Origin of the sequence: Streptomyces tailanensis, assembly GCF_008386495.1 — a bacterium.
Classification (GTDB): Bacteria; Actinomycetota; Actinomycetes; order Streptomycetales; family Streptomycetaceae; genus Streptomyces; species Streptomyces tailanensis.
Window position 1 is genome coordinate 50,113 of the sequence record NZ_VTHJ01000042.1, and the last position, 23,422, is coordinate 73,534.

General features: G+C 73.6%; 21 protein-coding genes and 1 pseudogene. 3 read left to right on the plus strand and 19 right to left on the minus strand.

The features are described 5' to 3' along the window. Positions 1–29: 29 nt before the first annotated feature. Together F3T56_RS29315 and F3T56_RS29320 are read left to right on the plus strand one after the other, a co-directional pair. Entirely contained in the window at positions 30–761 is a 732-nt protein-coding gene (locus tag F3T56_RS29315; protein WP_149828383.1) for an MmgE/PrpD family protein, read from the plus strand. Positions 762–833: 72 nt separating this feature from the next. After that, positions 834–2,063 (plus strand): PP2C family protein-serine/threonine phosphatase, encoded by a 1,230-nt coding sequence (locus F3T56_RS29320; RefSeq protein ID WP_149828384.1) that lies wholly within the window; start codon positions 834–836, stop codon positions 2,061–2,063. Positions 2,064–2,105: 42 nt separating this feature from the next. Here the strand turns inward: F3T56_RS29320 and F3T56_RS46445 are convergent, their stop codons facing one another. The 14 genes from F3T56_RS46445 to F3T56_RS29380 form a co-directional block, all read right to left on the minus strand. Then, positions 2,106–2,282, minus strand: coding sequence for a hypothetical protein (locus F3T56_RS46445; RefSeq protein WP_172639192.1), 177 nt, complete (start codon positions 2,280–2,282; stop codon positions 2,106–2,108). A gap of 175 nt (positions 2,283–2,457) precedes the next feature. Continuing rightward, entirely contained in the window at positions 2,458–2,616 is a 159-nt protein-coding gene (locus tag F3T56_RS46450) for a hypothetical protein (protein ID WP_172639193.1), read from the minus strand. 198 nt (positions 2,617–2,814) lie between these two features. Continuing rightward, positions 2,815–3,738 (minus strand): glycosyltransferase family 2 protein, encoded by a 924-nt coding sequence (locus tag F3T56_RS29325; RefSeq protein ID WP_149828385.1) that lies wholly within the window; start codon positions 3,736–3,738, stop codon positions 2,815–2,817. After that, complete coding sequence (locus F3T56_RS29330) at positions 3,735–4,670, minus strand: glycosyltransferase family 2 protein (RefSeq protein ID WP_281291921.1); 936 nt, start codon at positions 4,668–4,670, stop codon at positions 3,735–3,737. The genes F3T56_RS29325 and F3T56_RS29330 overlap by 4 nt, the downstream gene beginning before the upstream one ends. Next, positions 4,654–5,667: a glycosyltransferase family 9 protein gene (locus F3T56_RS29335; protein ID WP_149828387.1), complete on the minus strand. Its 1,014-nt coding sequence runs from the start codon at positions 5,665–5,667 to the stop codon at positions 4,654–4,656. The genes F3T56_RS29330 and F3T56_RS29335 overlap by 17 nt, the downstream gene beginning before the upstream one ends. Then, positions 5,664–7,100 (minus strand): PfkB family carbohydrate kinase, encoded by a 1,437-nt coding sequence (locus F3T56_RS29340; protein ID WP_149828388.1) that lies wholly within the window; start codon positions 7,098–7,100, stop codon positions 5,664–5,666. The genes F3T56_RS29335 and F3T56_RS29340 overlap by 4 nt, the downstream gene beginning before the upstream one ends. Beyond that, entirely contained in the window at positions 7,097–7,732 is a 636-nt protein-coding gene (locus F3T56_RS29345) for a D-sedoheptulose-7-phosphate isomerase (protein WP_149828389.1), read from the minus strand. Before F3T56_RS29345 ends, F3T56_RS29340 begins: the two co-directional genes overlap by 4 nt. Continuing rightward, positions 7,729–8,961, minus strand: coding sequence for a glycosyltransferase (locus F3T56_RS29350; RefSeq protein WP_149828390.1), 1,233 nt, complete (start codon positions 8,959–8,961; stop codon positions 7,729–7,731). The genes F3T56_RS29345 and F3T56_RS29350 overlap by 4 nt, the downstream gene beginning before the upstream one ends. Beyond that, positions 8,958–9,920 (minus strand): glycosyltransferase, encoded by a 963-nt coding sequence (locus tag F3T56_RS29355; protein WP_149828391.1) that lies wholly within the window; start codon positions 9,918–9,920, stop codon positions 8,958–8,960. Before F3T56_RS29355 ends, F3T56_RS29350 begins: the two co-directional genes overlap by 4 nt. Beyond that, on the minus strand, positions 9,917–10,924 hold the full coding sequence (locus F3T56_RS29360; protein WP_149828413.1) for a glycosyltransferase family 9 protein: 1,008 nt from the start codon (positions 10,922–10,924) through the stop codon (positions 9,917–9,919). Before F3T56_RS29360 ends, F3T56_RS29355 begins: the two co-directional genes overlap by 4 nt. Further along, positions 10,921–11,526: a D-glycero-alpha-D-manno-heptose-1,7-bisphosphate 7-phosphatase gene (locus F3T56_RS29365; protein WP_149828392.1), complete on the minus strand. Its 606-nt coding sequence runs from the start codon at positions 11,524–11,526 to the stop codon at positions 10,921–10,923. Before F3T56_RS29365 ends, F3T56_RS29360 begins: the two co-directional genes overlap by 4 nt. Next, a complete protein-coding gene (locus F3T56_RS29370; RefSeq protein ID WP_149828393.1) occupies positions 11,523–12,596 on the minus strand; it encodes a glycosyltransferase family 2 protein in 1,074 nt (357 codons plus the stop codon). The genes F3T56_RS29365 and F3T56_RS29370 overlap by 4 nt, the downstream gene beginning before the upstream one ends. Next, complete coding sequence (locus F3T56_RS29375; protein ID WP_149828394.1) at positions 12,593–14,227, minus strand: carbamoyltransferase family protein; 1,635 nt, start codon at positions 14,225–14,227, stop codon at positions 12,593–12,595. The genes F3T56_RS29370 and F3T56_RS29375 overlap by 4 nt, the downstream gene beginning before the upstream one ends. Before the next feature lie 48 nt (positions 14,228–14,275). After that, entirely contained in the window at positions 14,276–15,307 is a 1,032-nt protein-coding gene (locus tag F3T56_RS29380) for an NAD-dependent epimerase/dehydratase family protein (protein ID WP_149828395.1), read from the minus strand. 640 nt (positions 15,308–15,947) lie between these two features. On the opposite strand from F3T56_RS29380, the gene F3T56_RS29385 reads away from it, so the two are divergent. Continuing rightward, positions 15,948–17,231 carry an MFS transporter gene (locus tag F3T56_RS29385; RefSeq protein ID WP_149828396.1) on the plus strand — a complete coding sequence of 428 codons (1,284 nt, stop codon included), beginning with the start codon at positions 15,948–15,950 and terminating at the stop codon, positions 17,229–17,231. Positions 17,232–17,611: 380 nt separating this feature from the next. Here F3T56_RS29385 and F3T56_RS50180 read toward each other — a convergent pair. The 5 genes and pseudogenes from F3T56_RS50180 to F3T56_RS29410 all read right to left on the minus strand — a co-directional run bounded on the left by F3T56_RS50180 (position 17,612) and on the right by F3T56_RS29410 (position 23,369). Next, positions 17,612–18,768, minus strand: a pseudogene (locus tag F3T56_RS50180) (aromatic acid exporter family protein). 30 nt (positions 18,769–18,798) lie between these two features. Further along, complete coding sequence (gene ligA, locus F3T56_RS29395; protein WP_172639194.1) at positions 18,799–20,907, minus strand: NAD-dependent DNA ligase LigA; 2,109 nt, start codon at positions 20,905–20,907, stop codon at positions 18,799–18,801. An 85-nt stretch (positions 20,908–20,992) separates the two neighbouring features. Then, positions 20,993–21,403 (minus strand): VOC family protein, encoded by a 411-nt coding sequence (locus tag F3T56_RS29400; protein WP_149828398.1) that lies wholly within the window; start codon positions 21,401–21,403, stop codon positions 20,993–20,995. Positions 21,404–21,474: 71 nt separating this feature from the next. Beyond that, entirely contained in the window at positions 21,475–21,876 is a 402-nt protein-coding gene (locus tag F3T56_RS29405; protein ID WP_172639195.1) for a helix-turn-helix domain-containing protein, read from the minus strand. 47 nt (positions 21,877–21,923) lie between these two features. After that, positions 21,924–23,369: a glyceraldehyde-3-phosphate dehydrogenase gene (locus tag F3T56_RS29410; protein ID WP_149828399.1), complete on the minus strand. Its 1,446-nt coding sequence runs from the start codon at positions 23,367–23,369 to the stop codon at positions 21,924–21,926. Between the last annotated feature and the right edge of the window lie 53 nt (positions 23,370–23,422).

The window sequence follows — 23,422 nt, forward strand, 5'->3', positions numbered from 1 at the left end:
GCGGCGTCCGCGCGGCTGAGCTCGCGGCGATGACCTGCCGCAGCCACTTCTCGCAGTCCGCGGCCCGGGTCGCGTCGAGGGCCTCGACGACGGCGGCCGCCCAGCCCTTGCGGAACACGCTGCGCAACTGTTTGCGTTCGGCCGCCGGTCCCGCCGGTCCCGCCGGTCCCGCCGGTCCCGCCGGTCCCGCCGGTCCGTCGAGCACGTCCACCGTCGCGCCGACACCCGTACGGCACGCGGCCGTGCGGGCGGTCGTGGACTGGGTCTCGGCCACCGTCCCGGGCGCCGACACACCGGCCGCCCGGAGGTTGACCGAAGCCCTTGCCCCAGGCCCCGGCCCCGCGCGGCTCATCCCCTCCGGGCGAACCGCCGGCGTACGCACCGCGGCGCTGCTGAACGGCACCGCCGCGCTCGCCGTCGCGGATCTCGTCGACGCCATCGGCGAGGAATTCCTGCGCGCCGTGACCATCGGCTATGAGATCGGCACGCGGATCGCCCTCGCCGTCGGGCCGGCGCATCACCGCCACTGGCACACCACCGGATCGGTCGGCACGCTTGGCGCGGCGGCGGAGCTGCTCCGGCTGGGGCCGACAGGTTCGCGAGCGCGCTGGCCCTCGCCGGCACCATGGCGGCCGGGTCGCAGCAGACCTTCCTCGCCGGAGCCCCCTCCGCATGACGCCGACGGCTGCGGCAACGTAGGCCGGCGACTCTGTGCTCCCGGCCCCTCGACCGTGCGTGACCTGCTGCTTTCCCAGCGGTGAGGGACGCGCCGCAGCCGCCGGGGGCTCCTATGGTGGACTCAGGCACGGCGACGGACGCTGAGGCGGCGCACCATGGCGGATACGGCGATCGACTACGCGGCGGTGTTCCAGGCGCTGCCGGGGATGGTCGCGCTGCTGACACCCGACCTCGTGTACGCGGACGCGAACGAGGAGTTCCTGCGGCAGTCCGGCCGGACCCGCGAACAGGTCGTCGGCCGGTATCTCTTCGACGTGTTCCCCGACAATCCGACCGACCCGGCCGCCACCGGCATGCGCAATCTCGCGGCCTCCCTGGCCCGGGTGGTGGACACAGGTGAACGTGACGCGATGGCGCTCCAGCGGTACGACGTGGAGTCGACGCGGCGGCCGGGGGAGTGGGAAGAGCGGTACTGGAGCCCGGTGAACACACCGGTCCTCGGCCCCGACGGCAGCGTGGTGCTGCTGATCCACAAGGTGGAGGAAGTCACCGAGCTGATCCGCGCCCGCTCCCGCAGGCAGGACGACCGGGCCCGGGTACTGGAGGCCGAGCTCTACACCCGGGCCCGTGAGCTGCAGGAGGTCAACGAACGGCTGCGCAGGGCGCACGCCCGGGAACGCGAGGTCGCGCTCGCGCTCCAGAAGGCGATGATGCCCACGCCCAGCCCCGTCCGGCACCACCGCGCCGCGGTGCGCTACCGGCCGGCCGTCGGCGCGCTCAACGTGTGCGGCGACTGGTACGACCTCGTCGACCTGCCCGGTGAGGACCGGATCGGCGTGGCCGTGGGCGACGTCGTCGGACACGGTCTGGCCGCCGCCTGCGCCATGGGCCAGCTGCGCAGCGCGCTCAGCGCCGCCTCCCTCGTCGCGGCCGGCCCCGCCCAGGCGCTGTACGCCCTCGGCCTCTACGCCGACTCCGTCGAGGGTGCCGAGAACACCACCGTCGTCCAGACCTGCATGGACTGGGCGACCCACACCATCACCTACAGCAGCGCCGGCCACCCACCGCCCGCACTCCTGCGCTGCGACGGCACGGTCACCTTCCTCGACCAGGCCACCGATCCACCCCTCGGAGCCCGTCCCGAACACGTCCCCCGCCCCCAGGCCGCCGTCGGCTTCACCGAGGGCGACACCCTGGTCCTGTACACGGACGGCCTGATCGAACGCCGCCACGAGGACATCGACACCGGCCTCACCCGCCTCGCCGACGCACTCACCCGCCACCGCCACATCGCCCCCGAACCCCTGGCCGACGCCCTCCTCCTCGACCTCCTCCCGCCGGACGGCGCCACCGACGACACGGCGCTGGTCATCATCCGACTGTGACCCCGCGTCCCGGGGGACACCGGCCCGCCGAACGCGACCCGGTCAACGCCCGGAACGGTGAGCCGTAGCGCTCTCGTGCAGCGCTTCGAGCGCGTCGGCGACGACGCTCCGCCGGTACCAGTCCTGCCAGTTCGCCACGTCGTCGGCGAGCGACCCTAGAGCCCGCTCCCGTGCCTCGGAGAGCCGGTTGCCCGCCGACGCCCAGTGCGCCGAGACCACGCCCACACAGTGCCCGGTGGTGGTAGTCCGATGCCCGGCAGGTCCGAGCGGCGCAGCGCCTCACGCACATGCGGCCGTGGCTGCACCACCAACAGGACCCGCCCCTTGGCGGCCGGCCCCCGGGTGACCCGGTCGAGGGCGTGGACGGCGGAGGCACTCGCCACACACAGATCCGTCAGGTCGAGCAGCGCCTTGCTCCCGTGGCCTCGGCCCGAACCAGATGCGAGACGAGGGCGCGGGCGAAGTCCTCGGAGTTGGAGGCGTCGAGGGTGCCGCGCAAGGTCAACAACGTCACCGGCTCCGCACCGCGGCCGTCCAAGGGCCAGGACTTCATCAGCAGGGGGGACGTGTGGGCGCCGTCCTCGGGCGTGACTGATGGGATGTCATGAGGACAGGCGCCTCCTGGGCAGCGACGGATCACCTCTGGGCCGCGTCCTGCCCGAGGGCCTCCACTCTGCACAGCGCCGGCGTCCGGACACAACGACCCCGTGCCGTGTCCGCCCGGCCGCCACGGCCGTCGGCCGGACGCCGCTCACCCGATGTACGCGCGCGCGGACGACGACCGCCGCGCGCGCTCCAGCGCCGTCAGCCGCCGCTCGATCTCCGGCGGCACCGGTGCCCGTTCCCTGAGCACCCAGGGCAGTCCGGCCACCGCCCGCGCGAAGGCACGGGCCGAGGCCCTGTCCCGGGGGACGGTCACCATCAGATGGGCGGTGCGCCGCAGCGCCGGCAGCAGGGGACGGCGCAGCCAGGTGAACCAGAGCGTGTTGCGCAGCCCCAGGATCCGCCGCGCGGTGCTGTCCCGTAGCCCGGAAGCCCGGTGATGGACCATCAGCTCCTCGACGTAACTCAGCCACCAGCCCCGCAGCAGCAGATCGGTGGCCAGCAACTCCTCCTCGCCGCCGAGCCACAGACCGGGGTGGAAGCCGCCCCCCTCCCGAAAGGCGTCGGTGCGCATGACGGTGGCGGCGGCCAGGAAGGAACCGAGCGCCGGGCCCGGCAGCCAGGCGGGGCCGCCCAGCGGCGAGTCCCGTAGCTCCGCGACGACCGGGTCCTCGGTGCCGGACGGCTCCACGACGATACGGGCCGTCACGCAGGCCAGCCGGGGCCGCCGGTCGAGCAGGTCCGCCGCACGGCGCAGACTGCCCGGCTCCCACCAGGTGTCGTCGTCGCAGAACGCCACATACGGCGTGCGCACCTCGCGCACGGCGAGATTGCGCCCCACCGCGCCCAGGTTCGCCCCGGGCTCCAGCAGCAGGACCTCGGGGAAGGCCTGCCGGACCACCTCGGCCGTGCCGTCGGACGAGGCGTTGTCGGTGACGATCACCCGGGGCCGCTCGGGCAGCCCGCGCAGGAGCCCCAGCGTGCGCAGCAGTTCGGCGCGACGGTTGTGGGTGATCACCACCACGGTCGAACGACCGTCCCGGCCGCCGGTGTCCGTCGGGCGGTCGCTCACGGCGCACCCCTCCCCTCCGCGCAGGGGCGGCCGTCGAGCAGGCGGGCCGCGCTCTCCACGTCCGGTGGCAGCGCCTCGCGCCGCGCGAGGGCGGCGGGGAGCCGGGCGAGCACTTCGCGCAGGGCCAGGCGGGCGCCGGGTTCACCGGCGGACGCGGCGGTGACGAGGCGCGCGACCGCCCGCAGGGCCACCGGGAGCGGACGCCGCAGCAGCAGGGTCAGTACCTCGTTACGCAGCAGCAGATGGCTCCGCCCTCCGCGACCGCCGGGTTCGGGGTGGTGCCGGGCCGTCAACGAGGGTTCGTAGGTGACGCCCCAGCCGTCGGCCGCGAGATCGTAGGCGAGCAGCGTCTCCTCGCCGCCGAAGAACAGCAGCGGGTGGTAGCCGCCCGCCCCCAGGAAGGCGTCCCGGCGCACCACGCATGCACAGGCGAGGAATCCGAGCACCGGACGCCCCGGCAGGTCGGGGGCACACGGCAGCGGGGAGGCGGCGAGCACGGCGTTGATCGGGTCCTCGTACCGGTCGGGGCCGACGAGGGTGCGGGCGGCCAGCAGCCCCAGCCGGGGGTGGGCGTCGAGCAGGTCCGCCGCCTTCCGCAGCGCGCCCGGCGACCACCAGGAATCGTCGTCGCTGAACGCCACATAGGGCGTCCGGGCCCGCAGTACGGCGATGTTGCGGCCCAGGGCTCCGGTGTTCCGGCGGGGCCGGACGACGCGGGCGGCCGAGGGATGTCCGCGCAGCACCCGGAGAGTGGCGTCGTCGGAGCTGTTGTCGACCACGATGACCGGCGGGCGCTCCGGCAGCGCGGTGAGGGCGTCGAGGGTCCGCAGCATTTCCGCGCTCCGGTCACGGGTGATCACCGCGACCGTCACCCGGCCGTCCGGGGCGATCACGTCGGTGGCCTCGGCCCGGGAGTCACACCGATCGGACACGAGCGCCATCTCCCTTCCCCGGCGGGCCACTTGACGGACCGGGCCGAAGCAGGACCAGCGCCGCGGCGGTGACCTCGTCGACGTCGATGCGCAGTAGTTGGGGATCGGGCATGTCACCGTGCGGGTCGCCCGGTGGACCGGGTTTCCACAGCGCGATGTGGTGACGGGATCGGGGCGGCCCCCACAGCAGCGGTGACACCGGGCCGAAGAGCGTGACGGACGGCGTGGCGTGGGCCACGGAGAGATGCGCGAGCCCGGTGTCGCCGCTCACCACGAGCGCGGCGCGGGCGACGAGCGCCGACAGCTCAGCGAAGGGGAGCCCGCCCCGGAGCACCTCCCGAGGCGGCAGCCCCGCGCGTGCGGCGACGGCCAGGACCAGCGCGTCCTCCCTCGGGCCGCCGCTGACGACGACACGGTGGCCGACGGCACGCAGGCGCCGCACGAGCGCCGCGAAACGCTCGGCCGGCCAGCGCCGAGACACGGACTCCGCCCCGGGATGGACGACCACGGCGCCCGGCGCCGGCGACGGCACCTCCGGCGGCGGTAGCCGTAGGTCGGAGGGGTCCGCGGTGATGCCGTACGCCGCGAGAAAACCGCACCACCGCTCGCGCTCGTGCTCGTCCTTCCGCCACACGGGAGGCCGGGCCACGGCCGGGTCCGCGTGGGCGTAGGCCAGCAGCCGGGCGGGGGAGAGGGCGGCCAGCGCGTCGCGGCTCTCGGGACCGTTGCCGTGCAGGTCGATCGCGAGGTCCGGGGGCGGACCCCGCCAGTGGTCCAGCGAGGGCACGCCCCGGTTCGGTGCCTCGGCGGGCAGGATCTCGTCCACGGCCGCGGTGGCCAGGGCCGCTTCGCCGAGCGTCGCCGGGAGCGCCAGCACGAGGCGCCGCCCGGGGAAGGCCCGCCGGATGCCCCGCAGTGCGGGCACCCCGGTGAGCAGGTCGCCCAGGCCCAGCGCGCGCAGGACCAGCAGGCGGGGCCGATGCGGTGCCGCGGTCACCGGCGCCCCCGCTGCGCCGGCCGGACCGGCCGCGGGGCCGACGCCGCGCGCTCGGCGATGCCGGTGGTCGAACGGCCGTCCAGGTAGGGGAACAGCACCACCTGTCCGCCCCAACTCTCCACCAGCGACGCCTCCGGCAGCCGGGCGAGGGCGTAGTCGCCCCCCTTCGCCCAGATGTGCGGGCGCAGCTCCCCCAGCAGCCGCTCCGGGGTGTCCTCGTCGAACACGGCGACCGCGTCGACGCACTCCAGCGCCCGCAGCACCCGGACCCGGTCGGCCAGCGGGACCAGCGGTCGGCCGTCGCCCTTGCGTCGGCGTACGGACGCGTCCGAGTTCACGCACACGATCAGGCAGTCCCCGGTGGAGCGCGCGGCCTGCAACAGGGCGACGTGACCGGCGTGCAGCAGGTCGAAGCAGCCACCGGCGGCGGCGACGGTCCCACCGGCCGCACGCACCCGGGCGGCCGTGCGCAGGGCGTCGTCCGAAGGCTGCGCGGCATCCGCCGCACGCGGACCGCCGGCCGCCGCGCCGTCCACGGCGAGCGAGCGGCCGCCGCCCTCGGCGACGTACCGGGTGGCGGCGTGCACGGCACCCCGTACGGCCGTCTCGGTGAGCTCCCCGTCCGCGAGGAGCCCGGCGGCGGTCGCCGCGAACCGGTCGCCGGCACCGCAGGCGTCGCCGTCGGCCGTGACCGGCGACGGCACCAGCAGCGGAGTCTCCCCGTGCGACAGCAGCGCGCCCCGCCCGCCGAGCGTCACGGCCACGGAGGCCGCCCGCCAGGCACGGACGAGGGCGCCGGCGTCGCGAGCCGCCCGCTGCAACGCGCCCTCGTACTCCGCCTCCTCGCTGGTGGCCGACCGGGCGGCGAAGCCGCGCGCCTCGGTCGCGGACGGCGTGGCCAGCCGGACGCCCGGCACCGGAGGGCTCCCGCGCGGATGCGGATCCCAGACGACCGGCACCCGGGCCGCCACGGACCGGAGCACCTCGCGCAGCACGTCGGCGCCGCCACGCCCGTAGTCGGACACGAGCAGGGCACGGGCCTCGGCGACCGCCCGGCACGCCTCGTCCGTCCCTTCCGCGGCACGCCCCTCGCCGTCGTCCAGACGCAGCAACGGCCTGCCGTCCACGAGGACCCGGGTCTTGCTGGACAGGCCACCGCTCAGCGGCAGCCGTACGAGGCGCACCCGCCCGGCCAGCAGCCGGCCCAGCTCCTCGCTGGCCTCGTCGTCGCCGAGCGCGGTGACCAGGGTGACGGGCCTGCCGTCCGCCGCGGCGAGGCAGGCGGCCAGGGCCGCTCCGCCCGGCCGGCTGGTGCGCCGGGTGCCGCTGACGACCGGGACGGGCGCGTCGGGTGCCAGGCGCTCGGCACGGCCGCACAGGTCGTGGTCGAGCAGCGCGTCCCCCACGACGAGCAGCGGGGCCGGGGCGTTCATCGGCCGCCCTCCCCGAAGACACCGGACCCACCGGACCACCGGCCGTTCCCGGACGGCCGTAGCCGCTCGACGGCCCGGTCGAAGGACTCGCAGAGCATGTGCACCGCTACGAGATGCAGCTCCTGGACGGTGGCGGCGGAGCCCGCCTCCACGCACAGGGCCTCGTCCGCGATCCCCTGGAGGGGATTGGGCGCCGGACCGGTCAGGGCCCGCACGGTCATCCCGACACGGTGGGCCTCCTCCGCGGCGACGAGCAGGTTCTCACTGGCGCCGCTGGTCGACAGCAGCATCAGCAGGTCCCCGGCCCGGCCGTGAGCGGCCACCTGCCGGGCGAAGATCTCCTGGACGCCGTAGTCGTTGGCGATGGCGGTGGTCGAGGAGGTGTCGGCGTGCAGAGCGAGCGCGGAGAACGGCGGACGGTCGTTCCGGTAGCGGCCGACCAGCTCGGCGGTCAGATGCTGGGCCTGGGCCGCGCTGCCGCCGTTGCCCACGACCAGGAGCCGGGCGCCCGCCGCCAGCCGGTCGGCGAGGGTGACACCCCACCGGTCGACGAGAGGGGCGGCGTACCGGCGGAAACCTTCCAGAGCCTTCATCAGGTCATCGCAGTGCGTGACGTCGGTGACGAGTTTCATCGGACGGCTCCCGAGAGCGAGGGGACGCGGGACACGGCGCCGTACACCCCGGTCACCCCGTCGGCCACGCGGTCCCAGGTGTAGCGGGTCAGGACCCGCCGACGGCCGGCGGCGCCGAACCGGGCGAGCCGGGCGGGATCGTCGAGCAGGCCGCGGAGGGTGGCGCCGAGGTCGTGGTCCTCGTCGGTCGGCACCAGCACGCCCGTGACCCCGTCCACGACCGTGTCCAGCTGCCCGCCGACGGCGGTGGCCACGACGGGCGTGCGGCACGCCATGGCCTCGACCGGGACGATGCCGAACGGCTCGTAGCGGGGGACGGACACCACGAGGTCCGCGCCGGACATCAGCCGCGGCATCCGGTCCCGGCTCACCCCGCCGAGCAGGGTCACCCGGTCGGCCACGCCGTACTCCTCCGCGAGCGCCCACAACCGTTCGGCCTCCGGTTCGGCGAAGAGCAGGGCGGGTTCGGGGCCGCCGGCGACGAGGAGTTCGGCGTCGGGGACGTCGGCGAGGGCCCGGATCGCCCGGTCGAAGCCCTTTCGAGGCACCATGCGGCCGACGGTGAGCAGCCGCCGCCGCGCGGACCCGGTCCCCCGGGCCCCCGCGACCGGCGCGAACCGCTGGGGATCCACCCCGCAGGGCACGACATGGATGTTCCGCCGGGGCAGCCCCATGGCGACGAGTTCGGCCACCTCGTCCTGACAGGTGGCGATGATGCCCCCGCACTCCCGCCCCACCGCCGTCTCGACCGTGACACGTTCGGGCGGACTGGTGTCGGCGGTGCCCTGGTACCGCCTCTTCACCGTGCCGAGGGCGTGGTACGTCTGCACCACCGGCACCCCCAGTGCGCGGGCTCCGGTCACCGCCGCCAGCCCCGACATCCAGAAGTGGGCGTGCACCACGTCAGGCGGCTCCACGGACCACTCGTCCGCCAGCCATGCCGCGAAGTCCGGTATATAGGGCAGCAGTTCGTCCTTGGGCAGGGGAGCCGGCGGTCCGGCGGGGACGTGGACGACCCGTACGCCCTCGGGTGTGACGACCCGGTCGGGCAGCCGTGGATCGTCCCGGCGGGTGTAGACGACGACCTCGTGACCCCGCCGGGTCAACTGCGCGGCGAGTTGGGCCACGTAGACGTTCTGGCCGCCCGCGTCGGGGCCACCGAGCTCGGCCAGCGGACTGGCGTGCTCGGAGACCATGGCGACGCGGCCGGCCGTCGGGTGGCTGCTCATCCGGTGACCTCCTTGACGAGGCGTTCCCAGTCGCTCCGGAAACGCGGCTCTCCGTAGCGGGCCTGTGCCGCGGCCCTGGCGGCCTCCCCTGTCGAGCGGGCGAGTGCGGGATCGGCGAGGAATGCGCGGACGGCGTCCTCCAGTACGTCGAAGCGGTTGGAGACGACCCCGGCCGCCTCGGGTACGGCCTCCCGGACCTCGGTGGTCTCCAGCGCCACCACCGGCATCCCGAGGAACATGGCCTCCAGCAGTGAGAGTCCGAGCGATGTCCACCGGACGGGGTGCAGATACAGCCGGCAGCGGGCCATCGCCGGGTGCAGTTGGCCCTGCGGCAGGTCCCGGGCGCGGCAGCGTCCGGCGGGCAGCCCAAGATGGTCGGCGAGTCCGCGCGTGCGCATGCCGAAGACGTCCAGCGGCGCGATGCCCGCGAACCGCGGCAGCAGATCCGTTCCCGTCGTCCGCCCGCGCCGCACCGGGTCGTTGACGACGACGGCCGCACGCGGTTCCGCACCAGTCCACAGCGGCCCCGGGTCGAGGACGCCGTGCTCGATCACCTCGGTCGGAGCACGGCCGTTGTCCCACATCAGCCGGTTGAAGTGGGTCACATGGACAAGGGCGATGTCGGTCCGGTCGGCGAGGGGGTGGCGGCTGTCGACGGCGGACTCGTGCGGGCTGTTGTGCTCGACGTACACGGCCGGTACGTCGACGCCGGGCCGGCGACCCGTCCACCGCTCGGCCAGTGCGAGCTCGTGCGGCCGCTGAAGCACCATCAGGTCGATGTCCGCCTCGCGCAACCCGGCCGGGCTCACCTCGCGCACGGTCTCCGGCCACCGCCAGGTCCGCGCCCGGCCCAGCCCGTCCGGACCGCGGCCGGGCGTCACGGGCACCAGAAAGGTGTACGGGCCCTGGACCAACGACGTCAGCCATGAGCCGTGCACATGCCAGACAAGGATGTTCATGGCCTCTCCTGAATCAGTTTCCGCACCGCGAGCACCACGTCATGGCCCGTGACCTCGTCGAGGCACGGATGACCCGGCACGGGACAGCGCCGGGCCCTGCTGTCCGCACACGGGGCGTGCTGGTCGCCGAGGACCACGCTCGGCACGCCGTACGGCGCCCACCGCTCCGCCGGCACGACGGGCGCGAACAGGGACACCACCGGGGTCCCGACGGCCGCCGCCAGATGAGCGGGACCGGTGTTGCCGCACACCACGACATCGGCGGTGCGCAGCACGCCCGCCAGCGCGGCCGGCGGGGTCCTGCCGCCGAGGTCCACCCCCGAGTCGCCGCTGACCCACCGGGTGAGGTCCGTCTCGTCCGGGCCCCCGGTGACGACGACACGGTGACCCTCGTCGGCGAGCAACGCGACGGCCTCGGCGCAGTGTTCGGGGCTCCAGGCCCGAGCCGGTGCGCTGGCGCCGGGGTGGACGACCACGTACGGGCCGTTCCCCGTCAGGGAGATGGTGTCCGGCGGCGGTACGACACGCAGCCGGCCCGAGTCCCCCGGACGCGGCAGGAAGCCCATGGCCGCCGCCGTGTCGAGCGCGGCCTCGACCTCGTGCCGGCCGGGCAGCCGCCGATGGCGTACGTCGAGGAGGCGGCCGGGCTGGTCGACGCTGTCGGCGCCGATCCGCCCGACGCCGGCCAGCCGCAGCAACAGGGCGGTGGGCAGCGGGCTCTGATGGAACGACGTGAGGATCAGGGCGGCGTCGAACGCCGCCGCCCGCAACCGCTCCACCAGCCCGCCGACGTCCGCTTCGTCGACGTCCGGCGGCCGCACGCCCTCCCAGGGCGCCGCCCACACGATCACCTCGTCCACGTCGGGCAGCAGCCGGGCGGCGGGCTCGCCGAGCGGGCCGCACAGCATCGTCACCCGCGAGCAGTGCGCGGCGACCGCCCGCACGGCGGGTCCGGCGAGCAGCACATCGCCGAAACTGTCGAGCCGCACGACCAGCGCCTTCACCACGGACCTCCTCGCGCCTCCGCCAGCAGACGGCGAACCGCGGTCAGCAGATCGGGCGCGGTACGCGGCGCCGCCTCGACCTCCGCACGCCACGTCGCCTCCCTGGGCACGAGCACACTCCGTGCGCCCGCGGCACGGGCGGCCTCCACATCGGCCCCGATGTCGCCGATCACCACGCAGTCCCGGGGAGCCACGCCCAGCCGACGTGCCGCCTCCAGCACCAGCCCCGGCCGGGGCTTGCGGCAGTCGCAGCCGGCGTCGGGGAGGTGCGGGCAGTACACCCAGGTGCCGAGACCGCCAAGGAGGGCGTCAGCCCGCGCGTTCACGCGGTGCACGTCGGCGTCCGTGAGCAGTCCACGGCCGACCCCCGACTGGTTGCTGACCACACCGGTCGCGATGCCCTCCCCGCGCAGCAGCTCCACCGCCCGCCGCGCACCGGGCATTGGCCGCACCAGGGCGGGGTCCCCGTTGTAGGCGACGTCCTCGACGAGGGTGCCGTCACGGTCGAAGAGGACGGCGGCGACGACGGGCGCCGGGCGGGGTGGGGTGGCGACCCCGTCCCTGGGGTGTCGGGGTCCGTGGCCCGAGAGCGGTCGCTTCATGGCGTGCTCCCCGACGGCGTGGTCCGGGGGACGGCCGTTCGCCCCGCCCCCGGCCGTGACGCCGTGTGCCGCCGAACGGCACCCAGCGGCGCGGCCCCGCGATGACGTACCAGTCCGGCCAGCCAGTGGCGGACCGCGAGCGGCGGGATGAGCACGCTCGTGGCCGCCATGGTGGCGATCTCGTCAGGGGTGCGCGGGCCCGGCCGGATACGGGCCAGCGCGAACTCGACCGTGCCCAGGGCCCACAGGCCCCCGGCCACGGCGGCGGCACGCCATCGGCCGGCCGACACGGAGCCGCAGGCGACGAGCGCGGCGGCGGTCACCACCAGGTGCCCGGGGAACCGCCCCCGGGGTGCCTGGGCGCGCGCCCACCAGTCGCGGCCGTGCAGTCGGCTCATCAGGACGTCGTCCGCGTTGCCGCGCTGGGCGCGCACCGACACCCACCAGTCGACCGCACGCACCGGATGGCGGGTCGCGCGCCGTCCGCGGCGCAGTGTCCAACCCGCGTCCCGTACGCGCAGCGCCAGGTCGGCGTCCTCACGGAAGGCCCGGCGGAACCGCTCGTCGAAGCCCCCGGCCTCCGCCAGCGCGGCCGTACGGTAGGCCATGTCAGCCGTGGCCCAGGCTGCCTCCTCCAGGCCGGCGGTGCCCCTTTCCCAGTCCGTGGGCCTGCGGTCGGCGGGAAGGGGGACGGACAGCCGCCCCTGGATGCCGCCGGTGGTCACGTCGGCTGCCGCGAGGTCGTCGGCGAGGCGGCCGGACCAGTCCGGCAGCACCTGGACGTCGTCGTCGAGGAAGACGGTCCAGGGCGCGGTGACCGTACGCCACCCCGCGTTTCGGGCGGCAGCCGGCCCGCGTCCACCGCTGCGTAGGGTCCGTACTCGCTCACGCAGCGCGCCGGCGGCCTCCAGCGGCAGCTTCCCGGTCGGGTCCGGGCGGTCGTCGACCACGACGATCTCCTGGGGCGGAGGACCGGTGGCCGTGGTCGCGGCGAGGGCGCGCAGGCAGTCGGCGAGGCAGGCGCGCCCGATCGTCGGGACCACGACGGCGTAGGCGGGCGACTCCGTCATGCGAACACCTTCTTCCGCCGGACCGCGAACGGCCCGAGGGCGAGCAGGTCCACCGGCGCGGAACCGAAGCACTCCAGGGCGTCCCGGGGGTCGTCCACCATCGGGCGGCCGGCGGTGTTCAGGCTGGTGTTGACCACCACGGGCAGTCCCGTCCGGCGCTCGAAGGCGTCGATCATCCGCGCCACCAGCGGCTCCGCGCCACGGTCCACGGTCTGGATCCGGGCCGTACCGTCCACGTGGACGACAGCCGGGACGCGCTCCCGCCACTCGGCGGCCACGTCGTGCACGAACAGCATGTAGGGGCTGGGCAGGGGCCCGTCGAAGAGTTCGGCGGCCCGCTCCGCCAGAACCATGGGCGCGACCGGACGGAACTCCTCCCGTCCCTTCACGGCGTTGAGCCGCTCCAGGTTCGCGGCCCGGCCCGGGTGGGCGAGCAGCGAGCGGTGGCCGAGGGCGCGCGGCCCGTACTCGCTGCGCCCCTGGAACCAGGCCACGATCCCGTCTCCGGCGAGTTCCTCGGCGACGGTCTCGGCGATGTCGTCGGGCTCCTCGTAGGGCACGGCCGCCCGTTCCAGCCACGCGCGCAGTTCGGCGTCGCTCCAACCGCGCCCCAGGGCGGCGGTCGGCATCGCCTCCACCGTCTCCTTCTGGTGGGCGACGTGCAGCGCGGCGCCGAGCGCCGTACCCGCGTCCCCGGCCGCCGGCTGCACCCAGACCTCGCGGAACGGTCCCTCCCGGTACAGCCGGGAGTTGGCCACGCAGTTCAGTGCCACTCCGCCCGCAAGCGTCAGCACGTCCTCGCCGGTGCGTTCGTGCAGCCAGCGCACCAGCCCGAGCAGCACCTCCTCCAGGCATGCCTGGGCGCTGGCGGCCACGTCCGCGTGGTCACGCGACCACGGCGCGCTCGCCGCACGGGGCGGCACCAGCGACGACCAGGGCACGGGACGGGCCCGGAACCCGCCCCGGCCGTCCAGACGGACGTACGCGCGCAACTGGTCGAGGAAGCGCGGCCTGCCGTACGACGCCAGGGCCATCACCTTGAACTCGTCGCTGCTGCGCAGGAATCCGAGGTGCTGGGTGAGGTCCTCGTAGAACAGGCCCATCGAGTCGGGCAGCGACTGCGAGCCCAGCACGGTGAGTTCGCGGTTCGCGTAGCGGCCCGCCAGATGCGAGCCGCACTCGCCGCGCCCGTCCAGGACCAGCACGGCGCAGTCCGGATACGGGGAGGCCTGGCCCGCCGAGGCGGCGTGGGCCACGTGGTGCGCGACGAAGCGCACCTTGGCCGGGTCGAGGCCGGGCAGCGCCTCGGCGAGGAACTCGGGGGCACGCCGAGCGTACTCCTGACGAAGCCGGTCCCAGGGGTCGTGCAGGCCCAACTGCTCAGCGGGATGGGCGAGTTCGGGATCGTACGAGTAGGCGACGGCGTCCAGTTCGGCCGGGGCGAGGCCGGCCTGGTCCAGGCACCAGCGGGCGGAGAGTTCGGGCAGTTCCCACGCGGAGAAGGGGACGGGGCGCTTGCCGTGCTTGCGTCGGCTGAAGCGCTCCTCCTCGGTCGCGGCGACGATCCTGCCGTCCACGACCAGGGCGGCGGCGGGGTCGTGGAAGAGGGCGTTGATTCCCAGGACACGCATACAGGGCCTCCGGGGCGGCGTGGTGGACGAGGTCTCAGGCCCGGGGTCTCAGGCCCGCGGCGCCGGTTCTCGCGTCGGTCGCGTCGGTGGCGTCTCGCCCGTCTCTCGCGTGGGCTGCGTCGCGGCGAAGTGGGCGATCGTCTGCTTGATCCCTTCCTCCCAGGGCACCTTGGGCTCCCAGCCCAGCAGCTCCCGGGCCATACGGGTGTCCGGGCGGCGGCGCTGCGGATCGTCGACCGGGCGGTCCACGAACTCCACGGTCGAGGAGGAACCCGCCAGCTCCACCACCCGGCGGGCGATGTCACGCACGGTGACCTCGTCGGTCCCGCCGATGTTCACCGGGCGCACCGAGTGGCTCGCGGCCACCAGCAGAATCCCGTCGACCGTGTCGTCCACGTAGCACAGCGACCGCGTCTGACTGCCGTCCCCCGCCACCGTCAGCGGTTCATCGGCCAGGGCCTGACAGACGAACGTGGGCACGGCACGGCCGTCGTGGGCGCGCATGCGCGGGCCGTAGGTGTTGAACAGGCGCACGATGCCCGCATCGGCGTTCCGGACCCGCACATGTGCGGTGACCAGCGCCTCCGCGAAGCGTTTGGACTCGTCGTACACGCTGCGCGGACCCACCGGGTTGACATTGCCCCAGTAGTCCTCGCGCTGCGGATGCACCAGGGGATCGCCGTACACCTCGGACGTCGAGGCCAGCAGGAACCGCGCCCCGTCCCGCTCCGCGACGGCCAGCATGGTGCGGGTGCCCAGGCTGCCCACGTCGAGCGTCTCCAAGGGCAGCCGGAGGTAGTCGGCGGGGGAGGCGGGACACGCGAAGTGCAGGATCAGGTCGTACGGCCCCGGCAGGCGCTCGGGGCATTCGGGCGCGGATACGTCGCACTCGACGAACCGGAACCCCGGCCGGCCCCCCAGATGCGCCACATTCGACCGTGACCCGGAGCACAGGTTGTCCACGCAGTCGACTTCGACACCCGAAGCCAGCAGGCGCTCGCAGAGATGGCTGCCGAGGAACCCGGCGCCGCCCGTCACCACGGCACGGCGCCAGGGCGCACGAGAGGAAGTGTCAGTCATGGGAAGTCCTTCGGCCGCGCTCGCGGGAGCCCCGGCGGCGCGGTGGCGGGGCACACGCCGACCGGTGGGCACGAGAGGCTCTGTGTGGGGGGTGAAAGGGCAAGAGGGCAGGGGCCTGTAGACGTCTCCCTGGGAACCATGGCCGTACCGGCCGGCCGCCGCTTTCCCGACGGCACTGTCACGGGGTTCCCGCGCCAATGGCTTTCACACGTTGCTTCTTATGATGCGCATGTCACCGCGACACTCGCGACTTCTGCGGTGAAGCCGTCTTCAGCCCATGAACGCGGCTCGGTGCGAACCGCCGGCGGCCGGTCCGCGAGCTGTCTGTGAGCAACCGCACTCGGCGCGGCAAAGGCCAGGAAACAGGGGGAAGTTGAGCCCCGGAGGCCGACGTCGGGGCGCGCACCGCGGACGGCTCGCCCGTCCCGTCTGCCACGATGGTCGAGCCTTGACCGATCAGGTGGAGCGGCCGCGCAGCGCAGCCGGCGTTCCTCGGTTCCGCCGACCGTCTGTTCCCGCCTCGCCCTTCGGGTATCGCACTGTGCCTTCCGCTCCCTCGCGTTTTCCTGCCCCTGACCTCGCCCCCGTGCCGTCCCGGGAGCCGTCGCGTTCGCCGTGGCGGTCCCTGCGGTACCGCAGCATGCGCTGGTGGTCCGTCGCGAACTTCGTGTCGAACGCCGGCACCTGGATGCAGCTGACGGTGCAGAACCTCCTCGTCCTGCAGATCACCGGCTCGGCCGCCGCGACCGGGCTGTCCATGTCCGTCCAGGCCGCGCCGGCCCTCGTGGTGAGCCTGCTGGGCGGAGCGGCCGTCGACCGCTGGCCGCGCAAGCTGACGGCCACCGTCAGCCAGGCGCTCCTCGGCACGGTCGCCTTCGTGACGGCCGTACTCGTGGCCCTGGACCGGCTCGACATGACGACCCTGCTGGTGCTGGCCGCCGTGACCGGCACGATCGCCACGGTCGACGGACCGGCGTGCGCCCTCCTGGGTAACGACCTCGTTCCCGTCGAGGACGTACCCTCCGCCATCGGCGTGGGCGCGCTGGTCCACAGCGCCGGCCGGCTCGTCGGGACCGCCCTGGCCGGTGTGACGGTCGCCTTCCTGGGGACGGGCGCCGCGTACGCGGCCAACGGGGTGTCGTTCCTGTTCGTGGCCGCGGTCGTCCCCTTCCTGCGTCCGGCGCCCGGAGCGGTGGCGGCGGGCTCCGTGACGCCGACCGCCGGGGCGGGGACCGGGGCCGCTGCCGCGCCCGACAAGGCGGCCACCGGTTCGGGCATGACCGTACGAGAGGGTCTGCTCTTCTTCGCGCGCCGTCCCCGTCTGGTCGCCCTCGCCGGGATCACCGGGCTCAGCTCGATCTTCGGCCGCAACTACGGTCTGACGCTGGCCGTCCTCGTCACCGGGCCCCTCGCGGGCGGCGCGGGCGCGTTCGGCACCGTCTCCACGGTCCTCGCCGTCGGCGGCATCCTCGGAGCGGTCCTCGGCGCCCGGCTGCGCCGTCCGTCCGTCCGCCTGGTGGGTACCCTGGCCGCCGCCGGAGCGCTGCTCCAACTCGCGGCGGGCCTGTCACCGTCGCTGGCCGTCCTGCTGGTGCTCGTGCTGCCCATGGCCGTCCTGGAGTCCGTCTCCGACACCGCCGGAACCGCCGTCCTCCAGACCGACCCGCCCGCTCATCTGCGCGGCCGCGTCCTCGGCGTGTGGGGCAGCGTGGGCACGGTGTGGAGCCTCGGCGGACCGCCGGCGCTGGGCCTGCTCATGGAACTCGCCGGAGCACGCGGCGCCCTCGTCGCCGGCGGCCTGCTCATCGCCGGCACGATCGGCACGGCTTCCCTCCTACGGACCCGCCGCACCCCGCCCCCGGTGCCCCTCCCGAGGAAGCCGGGCGGCCTTCAGGACCGGAAGGCCCTGAGCGCGGCCGCCTGACCGGCCGCCCCTGGAGGGGACAGGCCGCGAGGCCAGGGGGGCGCGACGCCCCGCGGGGGAACGGACTGCTACGCCGCCCTGAGGGTGACGGACCGCGGTGCCGCCGCGCGGGGTACGGATCGCGAGGCCGCCGCGCGGGGACAGACCACCACGCCGCAGCGAGGCCCGACCGTGTCCCCACACCGCTGGGGGGACAGCTGAGGCCGGCCTCGTGGCGGTCGGCTGCATTCCTGGGGCCTGGCTCCCGGCCTTCACCCCAGGGGCCCTCTTTCCCGGCCTTGATTCCCGGCCCTCGCTCATGGCCCTCACCCGGCCTGCACCCCCGGCCATCACTCCCGGGGCCTGGTTCCCGGCCCTCACCCCACGCCGTCACTCGCCCCTCACTCCGGCGCCAACTGGTCGGCCAAGCGGTGGGCCTGGGCCAGCAGGGTGCCGTGCGTTGCCAGTGCGGCGGGGTCGTGCCGGGCGGTGTCGGGGAGACTTCGGTGCAGGGCGCGCAGAACGCGGCGGAGCTCGGCCACGGCTTCGTCCAGTGCCCGGTCGACGGACCGGCCGCCGTCGTCCTCCGCGAACCGGGCCTGGCCGTAGAGGCCGACGGCGCGGGCGGTGTGCCGGAGGAAGTCCGCGTACGGGTCGGTGATGCGCGGCTCCGGCCGGAGCCGCGTTCCGCCGCGCTCCGCGGCCTCCAGCACCGTGCGGGTCACCCCGGCGGTGGCACGGCGACATGGTCGAGCACGGCGAGGGGGTCGTCGTATGCCTGGCCGGGCGGGGAGAGGGCCTGGGAGCGGCGGCCGCGCGGGTTGACGCGCATGCTCTCGCGGCCCCAGCCGATCGCCGACCGGGCCTGGTCGACCAGGCGGGCCAGCCGCAGGGCACGCTCGTGGCGCTCCCCGGCCGCGTGCGGGTCCCACTCACCCGCGGCCAGCCCGTCGGCCACCGCTTCCAGGATGGCCCGCGCCTCACGCGCGGCCTCCTCCAGGGCGGCGCGGGTGTCACGCAGGTACACCGGGGGACGGATCAGCGCGTTGACCACGATGCCGACCACCGCGCCGAAGACCGCTTCCATGAGACGTGCGGCGGAGGACGCAAGGCTGGGCTGCCCGCCGGTCAGGACGAACAGCGCACCGGTCGCGGCGTAGACGCCCTGGGCACCCAGCCGCTGCCACTGGGCGAGCAGCAGCACCACCGGGAGGACCAGGGCCATCGCGGTCATCTTGCCGTCCAGTGCCAGGGCACCGGCCGTCGCCGCCGCCGTGCCCATGGCGAAGGCGGCGAGTTGTTGCAGACCGTGGGCGATCGACCGGTACACCGTCGACTCCACCAGCACGACCGCCACCCAGGGAGCGACGAACGCCATCGGAGCCTTGAGCCACCAGCCCGCCACCGCCCACGCCATGCATGCCGCCAGCGCGGCCTTGCCGGCCTGCACCGCCAGATCCCGCTCGAGCCCAGGTCCCAGCCACGCCCGCCGCACCGCCCGCCGGACAGCCCGACCGTCGCGCCGCACCGCTTCTGTCGCTCGCCTCGCCCAGTCCATGGGGCAGCAAGTGCCACATGGCGGGCGACATCAGTCCAGGAAATCGGCGACCAGGGTGGCGAACTCGTCCGGGGCGGCCAGGCGGACGCCCAGGGATTCGGCCTTGGCTCGCTTGGATCCGGCGTTGTCACCGGCGACGACCAGGGAGGTCTTCTTGGAGACGCTGGAGGAGGCGCGGCCGCCGGCGCGTTCGATGAGTTCGTTCATCTGGTTGCGGCTGAGCTTCTCCAGTACGCCGGTCATCGCCCCCGTGACCACCACCGTCATCCCGGCGAGCGGCCCACCTACCGGCGCGGCGTTCTCCGCGTCGGTGTCGGCGTCGGCCTGGGCGTCTTCGGTCGCCGGGGCGGGCGGCGTGGCGCCCGGCTCGGTCATGTTCACCCCGGCCGCGGCGAGCTTGTCGATGAGCGGGGCCAGTTCGGCGAGCTCGGCGACGATCGACGGGGCTTTCTCGGTGCCAATGCCCTCGACCCGCTGTATCGCGGCGGCGTCGGCGGCGCGGATGTGGTCCATCGTGGCGAAGTAGCGGGCGATACGGCGGGACATGGAGCGGCCGGTGCCGCGGACGCCCAGCGCGCACAGCACCCGCGACAGCGGCCGCCCTCTGGCCGTGTCGAGCGCGGCGAGGAGGTTGTCGGTGCTGGTCTCGCCCATCCGCTCCAGGCCGAGGAGTTGGTCGCGGGTGAGGGCGAACAGGTCGGCGAGATCGGCGACCAGACCGGCCTCGACGAGCTGCACGATACGGGTGTGGCCGAGCCCTTCGACGTCCAGCTGGTCGCGGCCGACGGCGTACGAGAGGGAGGCGACCAGGTGGCAGTTGCGGCCGTTCTCGCAGCGCCAGCGCTGCTCGCCGGTGTCGATGCCGGAGCCGCAGCGCGGGCACACCTCCGGGAAGACGATGGGCTGTTCCTCACCGGTGCGCAGGTGGGCGACGGGGGCCTCGACGCGGGGGATGACGTCACCGGCGCGGTGCACCATGACGTGGTCGCCGAGGCGCAGATCGCGGCGGGTGATGTCGGCCGGGTTGTGCAGGGTGGCGTAGGTGATGGTGGAGCCGTCGATCTCGACCGGTTCCAGCACGCCGCGCGGGGCGATGATGCCCGTGCGGCCGACGTTCCACTGCACCTCCAGCAGCCGGGTGATCTTCTCCACGGCCGGCAGTTTGTAGGCGATCGCCCAGCGTGGGGCGCGTGAACCGGATCCGGCGGCCCGCTGGTCGGCGGCCAGGTCGGCCTTGATGACGATTCCGTCTATCCCGAAGGGCAGTTCGGCGCGCAGCGCGGCGATCTCCCTCACCCGGGCGAGGACCTGCTCGACCGAGTCGGCGGTGACACCGGGCACCGCCGTACCGGCGGTGGTGTTCACGCCGAGTTCCGCGGCCCGTGCCATCAGGTCGCTGTGGGCGAGTTCCCCCAACTGCCCGGCGAATTCCTCCTCCGTGCCGGGCAGCGCCAGCAGACCGTAGCCGAAGAACGTCATCGGCACGGTGTAGGCGCGATCCCGGGCCCGCAGGGTGCCCGCCGCGGCGTTGCGCGGATTCGCGAACGGCTGCCCGCCGTGCGTGGTGCGCACCTCGTTGGCGTGCTCGAACTGGGCGGTGGTCATGAGGACTTCGCCCCGCACCTCCACGGTGACCGGCTCGGTCAGCTCGCCGGGCAGGCCCTCGATGGTGCCGATCGCGTGCGAGACGTCCTCCCCGGCCGTCCCGTCGCCGCGCGTGATCAGCCGCGTGAGACGGCCGTGGGTGTAGCGGGCGGCGACCGCCAGGCCGTCGAGCTTCGGCTCGACACTGAACCGCTCCACGTCATGACCGATCCGCCGGGCCAACGACGCGGTCCACGCGGTGAACTCCTCGGCCGAGAACACGTTGTCCAGGCTCAGCATCGCCACCGTGTGCGGGACATCCCCCTCCACCGCGCCGCCGGCCACCTTCCCGGTCGGCGACCCGGGCAGTATCTGGTCGGGATGCTCCGCATCCCACTCCGCGATGCCGCGCACCAGCCGGTCGTAGGCGTCGTCGTCCAGTACCGATGTGCCCCCCGTGTAGTAGGCGGCCGAGGCATTCACGGCGTCCTCGACCGCCTGCGCGTAGGCGGCGGCATCCACGATCACTGCAGCTGATGTCGTCATGCCGATCATCTTGCACGCCACCACTGACAACGGCCCTGACCTGGGCAAAGAGGGGCCTGGGAGAAGAGGGGCCTGGGCAAAGATGCCGGGCGGCTCAGCCCTTCGGCTCGGTGAAGCGGATGCTGTTGCCGAACGGATCGCGCAGGCCGCAGTCGATGCCGTACGGCCGCTCGGTGGGTTCCTCGGTGAACTCGATGCCCAGGCCCAGCAGTTTCTCGTAGGTTTTGCGGCAGTCGTCCGTGCTGAAGATGAGGTGGCCCCCGGTGGCGCCCTTCGTCAGCAGTTCGCGGACCTGCTGTGCCGTCTCCTCGGAGAGCGCCGGCGGCCCCGGCTTCTCCAGCAGGATCTGGCGCTCCGGGTGCCCGGGCACGTTGACGGTGAGCCAGCGCATGAAGCCGAGGTCGACGTCGGTGTTGACCTCCAGACCGAGCTTGCCGACGTAGAAGTCGAGGGCCGCGTCCTGGTCGAGGACGTAGATCTGCGAGTGCGTGATAGCGGTGAACATGCGCATCACGCTATCGAGCGGGCCGGAAGAAAACTTATCCAAAACTGCTCAGCCACCGGCCGGCCCCGGGCTCAGCCGCTCGGCCGCATCCACGCTTTCGTGAAGCACGTCGGTACGGCCATGGCAGCCGTCTCCTTCGCTTCCTTGCGGTATGTCCTCGGTGACCGGCCGACGATGTCGTGGAAGGTCCGGCTGAAGGTGCCCGGGCTGCCGAAGCCCACCTCGAAGCAGATGTCCGTCACACTGCGGTCGGTCTCCCGCAGCAGGAACATCGCCCGTTCGACCCGGCGGCGCTGCAGATAGCGGTGCGGTGTCTCGCCGAACGTGGCCCGGAAGGTGCGTGTGAAGTGCGCTTCGGACACATGCGCGATCCGGGCCAGGGACGGAACGTCCAACGGCTGGGCGTAGGAGCGGTCCATGGCATCCCTGGCCCGGAGCATGCGGCGGTTGGACTCTTCTGCGGCGCGACTCACGGCGTCATCACACCACGATTCCCCAACTGCCGATCAGACCGTGCCGATCAGACCGCCGGAGCCGGGTACGTCGGGTACTCCACCCCGGAGACGTGCTGCACGACGCGGATGACCTGGCAGGAGTAGCCGAACTCGTTGTCGTACCAGAGGTAGAGGATCGCGTTGTCGCCGTCGACCTTGGTGGCGCCGGCGTCGACGATCGAGGCGTGGCGGGAGCCGATGAAGTCGCTGGAGACCGCGTCGGGAGCCGTGGTGAAGTCGATCTGACGCTTCAGCGGTGAGGTCAGCGAGACACCCCGCAGATAGTCGAGGACCTCCTCGCGGCTGGTCTCGCGACCGAGGCGCAGGCTGAGGATGGCGATCGAGACGTCCGGCACCGGGACGCGGATCGAGCTGCCGGTGATCGGCGCCTTGAGGTCCGGCAGCGCCTTGGCCACGGCGGACGCGGCGCCGGTCTCGGTGATGACCATGTTGAGCGGCGCGGAGCGGCCGCGGCGCTCGGACTTGTGGTAATTGTCCAGCAGGTTCTGGTCGTTGGTGAACGAGTGGACGGTCTCCACGTGGCCGCGCAGCACGCCGTACTCGTCGTCCATCGCCTTCAGCGGTGGCACGATCGCGTTGGTGGTGCAGGACGCGCAGGACAGGATCTGCTCGTCCGGCTTGATCGTGTCGTGGTTGACGCCGTGCACGATGTTCGGGACGTCGCCCTTGCCCGGCGCGGTCAGGACGACCTTGTCGATGCCGGGGCGCAGATGCGTCGACAGGCCTTCCCGGTCACGCCACTTGCCCGTGTTGTCGATGAGGATGGCGTTCTTGATGCCGTATGCCGTGTAGTCGACCTCGGACGGGTCGTTCGCGTAGATCACCTTGATCGTGTTGCCGTTGGCGACGATCGTGCTGTTCGCCTCGTCGACGGTGATCGTGCCCTGGAACTGGCCGTGGATGGAGTCCCGGCGCAGCAGCGAGGCGCGCTTGACGATGTCCTGCTCGCCGCCTCCGCGGACGACGATGGCGCGCAGTCGCAGGCCGTTGCCGGAGCCGGCCTTCTCGATCAGCAGGCGGGCCACGAGGCGGCCGATGCGGCCGAAGCCGTAGAGGACGACGTCGCGCCCCTCGCCGCCCTCGATCTTGTTGGCACCCGTGGCGCCGGCGACGGCCTCGGCCGTGAACTCCGGGATCGACAGTCCGCAGTCGTCGGTGAGGTACGTCGCGGCGAGCATGCCGATGTCGATCTGCGAAGGGCCGAGGTCGAGCGTGGTGAGGGCCTGCAGGAACGGCAGCGTGTCGGTGACCGACAGCTCCTCCCCGGCGATCTGCCGGGCGAACCGGTGGGTCTTCAGGATGCTGACCACCGACTTGTTCACCAAGGAGCGGCTGTGCAGCAGGACGGTGACATCCCGCTCACGGTGCAGCTTCCCGATGATCGGGATCATCGATTCCGCGATCTCCTCGCGGTGCTTCCAGTTGGTGAACGAGTCCTCGTTGACAGTCACAGATTTATCTTTCGAGCTAGGCGGCGCTCATATGCTAAGTGGTAGCCGTTCGG